The organism is Methyloglobulus sp., from assembly GCF_046714055.1.
Taxonomy (GTDB): Bacteria; Pseudomonadota; Gammaproteobacteria; order Methylococcales; family Methylomonadaceae; genus Methyloglobulus.
Map to the genome: position 1 here is coordinate 1 of NZ_JBKKBJ010000225.1, position 3,402 is coordinate 3,402.

A 3,402-nucleotide genomic window follows, 5' to 3' on the forward strand; every position below is an offset into this window, starting at 1 on the left:
GGGACAGACGAAGCCATTACCCCATCGTGCGTGCTCAAGGTAGGCCGCACATGCCACTTCGTCCGGGAAAAGTTGTTGGAACCCGGGAAGTGACTTCGGGAACGGCAAACCATCCCGCCCAAGCACGTCGATAACCATGATTGCAAGCTGTACAGATGCCCAGCATTCTACCGGTAGTGGCTGTCTGTGACAACCGGATAAGCACGGTACCAAGGTCTTTAGAAAAACAAATTTCTCGAATAATTAGTCCATATGGCTATAAGCTATCAAACCATAAAACAAGAATATTTGGAGATGGCAGCGTCAAGCATGTTACAGGTGTAGTGATTCATAATGGAAACTAAGAGTGCCATATACTCGTTTTCGAACTGCGCGAAATTTGGAATCAGCTATTGCAGGTGATTTTTCAATGCACGGATATAGTAAATTAAAAACTACATGAAAAACTTGCAGGCTTATTAGGCGAGACTGCTTATATTGACTCATCTTACAAAAAGCGGGCAGCTAAAGCCCAAGAAAAACTGAAAGCTGCTCGATCAGATACAAAGCCCAACTAAAGGCTGTAGATTAATATCATCGTCTCTACCCCCCGGAGTGGGTACAATAAAACGTAGCTCATTCAAGTGGTGAAGATGAAAACACAAGTCCCGCACGATGATGCAAAATAAGTAGCGACATATCTACATAGTTGCTATACTGTAACTATGTACCTACATATCTACATTATTTTTGCCGTGAGGTTGCCAATGGCCATCACAACAATTTCTAGCCGAGAGTTTAATCAAGATGTCAGCAGAGTAAAGCGGTCTGCCGCTAACGGGCCGGTTTTTATTACTGACCGTGGGCATCCGTCGCATGTGTTATTGACCATCGAGGACTATCAAAAAATCACGGGCAAAAAGGAAAGCATTGTCGAGTTACTGGCAATGCCCGAGACGGACGATATTGATTTTGAAGCACCGCGCTTAAACAAAGCATTGTATAAGCCAGCAGATTTGTCGTAATCGTCGTGTATTTGCTGGACACCAATGTTATTTCTGAATTGCGGAAAGCGAAATCAGGCAAAGCCGACAACAATGTCGTGGCGTGGGCAAATAGCGTTTCGGCGGCACGGCTGTTTATATCGGTGATGTCAATTTTGGAACTGGAAACCGGGGTGCTATTGCTTGAACGGCGTGACCCAACCCAAGGCGCCATTCTCCGTTCCTGGTTAAATGCCCATGTATTGCCAGCGTTTTCTGAACGCATTCTTGCCGTCGATACAGCAGTCGCACAACGCTGTGCCAGGTTGCATGTGCCTGACCCGCGATCTGATCGTGATGCCATCATCTCAGCGACGGCACTGGTTCATGGCATGACGGTGGTCACAAGGAATACTGATGATTTTAAGCCGACAGGCGTTGAATTGTTGAATCCTTGGAAATTTGACGAAGCTGTCACAAGCCGGTAGATATTGGGTTGAGGGTTGATGATTTACTCGCCCCTCAACCATATAGATAAGACTGGCAATGTCTAATCGACTACACACCAGTCAAAATAGCGTATAATTTAGCGTATTGTTTCAGATAACACCACCTTTTCCAAAAGTTTAAGTTTATGTCTATTTCCTTAAGAAAAATCACCCATCAAGTTTCAGTCGGCAATGTCAAAGTTGGGGGCGGTGCGCCTATCGTTGTGCAGTCGATGACCAACACCGATACCGCCGATGTGACTTCCACAGTCAACCAGATTATCGAACTGTCAACTGCAGGTTCCGAGCTGGTGCGGATAACCGTGAATAACGAAGAAGCGGCGGCAGCGGTATCGAAAATCCGTAACCAACTGGATAAGAAGGGTTATTCCGTACCCATTATCGGCGACTTCCATTTTAACGGCCATAAATTATTGGAAAAATACCCGGATTGTGCCGAAGCCTTAGATAAATACCGCATTAACCCCGGCAATGTGGGGCGTGGCAAGAGCCGCGACCCGCAATTTCAACAAATGGTGGAATTTGCCTGCAAATACAACAAACCTGTGCGGATAGGCGTTAACGGAGGCAGCCTCGATCAGGCCGTCTTTACCCGTTTACTCGACGAGAACCGCTTATTACCGAACCCTGAACCCTTGCCTGCCGTTACACGTAAAGCCATCGTGTTGTCGGCGTTAGAAAGCGCCGCCAAAGCGGAAGAGATCGGCCTGGGCAAGGACAAGATTATACTTTCTTGTAAGATCAGCAACGTCCAGGAACTCATCAGCATTTACCAGGATTTAGCAAGCCGCTGTAACTATACCTTGCATCTAGGCTTGACCGAAGCTGGCATGGGTTCCAAAGGCATCGTGTCATCATCCGCCGCGCTGTCCGTACTCATGCAGCAAGGCATAGGCGATACCATCCGTATCTCACTGACGCCGGAACCCGGCGCATCCCGCACCCAGGAAGTCATCGTCGCCCAGGAAATCCTGCAAACGATGGGTTTCCGCTCGTTTACGCCTATGGTGATCTCCTGCCCAGGTTGTGGCCGTACCACCAGCGATTATTTCCAACAACTGGCAATGGACATCCAAAGCTATCTGCGCGACCAAATGCCGATCTGGCGCACCCAATATCCTGGCGTGGAAACGATGGAAGTCGCGGTCATGGGTTGCGTGGTCAATGGCCCCGGCGAAAGCAAAAGCGCCAATATCGGCATCAGCTTGCCGGGAACGGGCGAATCACCCGTTGCGCCCGTTTATGAGGATGGCGTAAAAACCGTTACCTTAAAAGGCGACTATATTGCTGAGGAGTTTCAGGGAGTTGTGCAGAGATATATTGAAACGCATTATAGTGCGTAATAGAAAAAGCAAGGAGACGCGCTTGAATTCTATCACCAAGGACAGGGCAGTTTATTTGCTGACTCTTATGCCCTTTAGTTTAAGCATACTGACTAGTGGGGCAATTGCAAAACCCCAATAGCGAGTAGACCCCCGGCGCGGGAGAAGCCCGCGAAACAAACGGGGACGGTTGCCGGGAAGCCCGTCAAGCGTGGTCACCCGAAGGTAGGCGAAGTACGCGAACCGAAACTGACCCGAATTGGCCGACAACTGGGCCAAACGCCCACGACGTAGTTTGATGCTTGTTTGGGGGTGACGGTGCCATATGTTGCGGGACCGGCTGGTTATTGCCTAAGTCGGACAGAATCCGCGCCATCAGTAAATACGGGGCGCAATGTCAGCAAAAACTACGCTCCAGACACTCACCCACGGCAAGTGCCGCTGCTTGGCAGGGAGTTTTACAAGAAGCCCACTATTAAATTACTTGAGACTTTTGCACGAACCCAAGCCCCTAAACTGGTAAAATAAGCCCTTATCAAAGTCCGAGCAATAGCCCATGTCCTGGAAGAACCTAGCCCAAACCAGTTTAAGCGATGCCCTAGTCAAGCA

The 3,402-nt window shown here is 48.8% G+C and carries 4 protein-coding genes; 3 read left to right on the forward strand and 1 reads right to left on the reverse strand.

The window, feature by feature from the left end:
- A partial coding sequence (locus ACLQ6D_RS13660; RefSeq protein ID WP_411727873.1) for a transposase occupies nucleotides 1-138 on the reverse strand: 138 nt, incomplete at its 3' end.
- A 608-nt stretch (nucleotides 139-746) separates the two neighbouring features.
- Here ACLQ6D_RS13660 and ACLQ6D_RS13665 point away from each other — a divergent pair.
- The 3 genes from ACLQ6D_RS13665 (at nucleotide 747) to ispG (ending at nucleotide 2,814) form a co-directional block, all read left to right on the forward strand.
- Nucleotides 747-1,004 carry a type II toxin-antitoxin system Phd/YefM family antitoxin gene (locus ACLQ6D_RS13665; protein WP_411727870.1) on the forward strand — a complete coding sequence of 86 codons (258 nt, stop codon included), beginning with the start codon at nucleotides 747-749 and terminating at the stop codon, nucleotides 1,002-1,004.
- 5 nt (nucleotides 1,005-1,009) lie between these two features.
- Entirely contained in the window at nucleotides 1,010-1,450 is a 441-nt protein-coding gene (locus ACLQ6D_RS13670) for a type II toxin-antitoxin system VapC family toxin (RefSeq protein ID WP_411727871.1), read from the forward strand.
- Between the two features lie 146 nt (nucleotides 1,451-1,596).
- Nucleotides 1,597-2,814 (forward strand): flavodoxin-dependent (E)-4-hydroxy-3-methylbut-2-enyl-diphosphate synthase, encoded by a 1,218-nt coding sequence (ispG, locus tag ACLQ6D_RS13675; RefSeq protein ID WP_411727872.1) that lies wholly within the window; start codon nucleotides 1,597-1,599, stop codon nucleotides 2,812-2,814.
- Nucleotides 2,815-3,402 lie beyond the last annotated feature (588 nt).

Bases quoted from the DNA above. Each gene is read 5' to 3' on its own strand.
- ACLQ6D_RS13665 (WP_411727870.1), top strand. From the start codon at position 747: ATGGCCATCACAACAATTTCTAGCCGAGAGTTTAATCAAGATGTCAGC.
- ispG (WP_411727872.1), top strand. From the start codon at position 1,597: ATGTCTATTTCCTTAAGAAAAATCACCCATCAAGTTTCAGTCGGCAAT.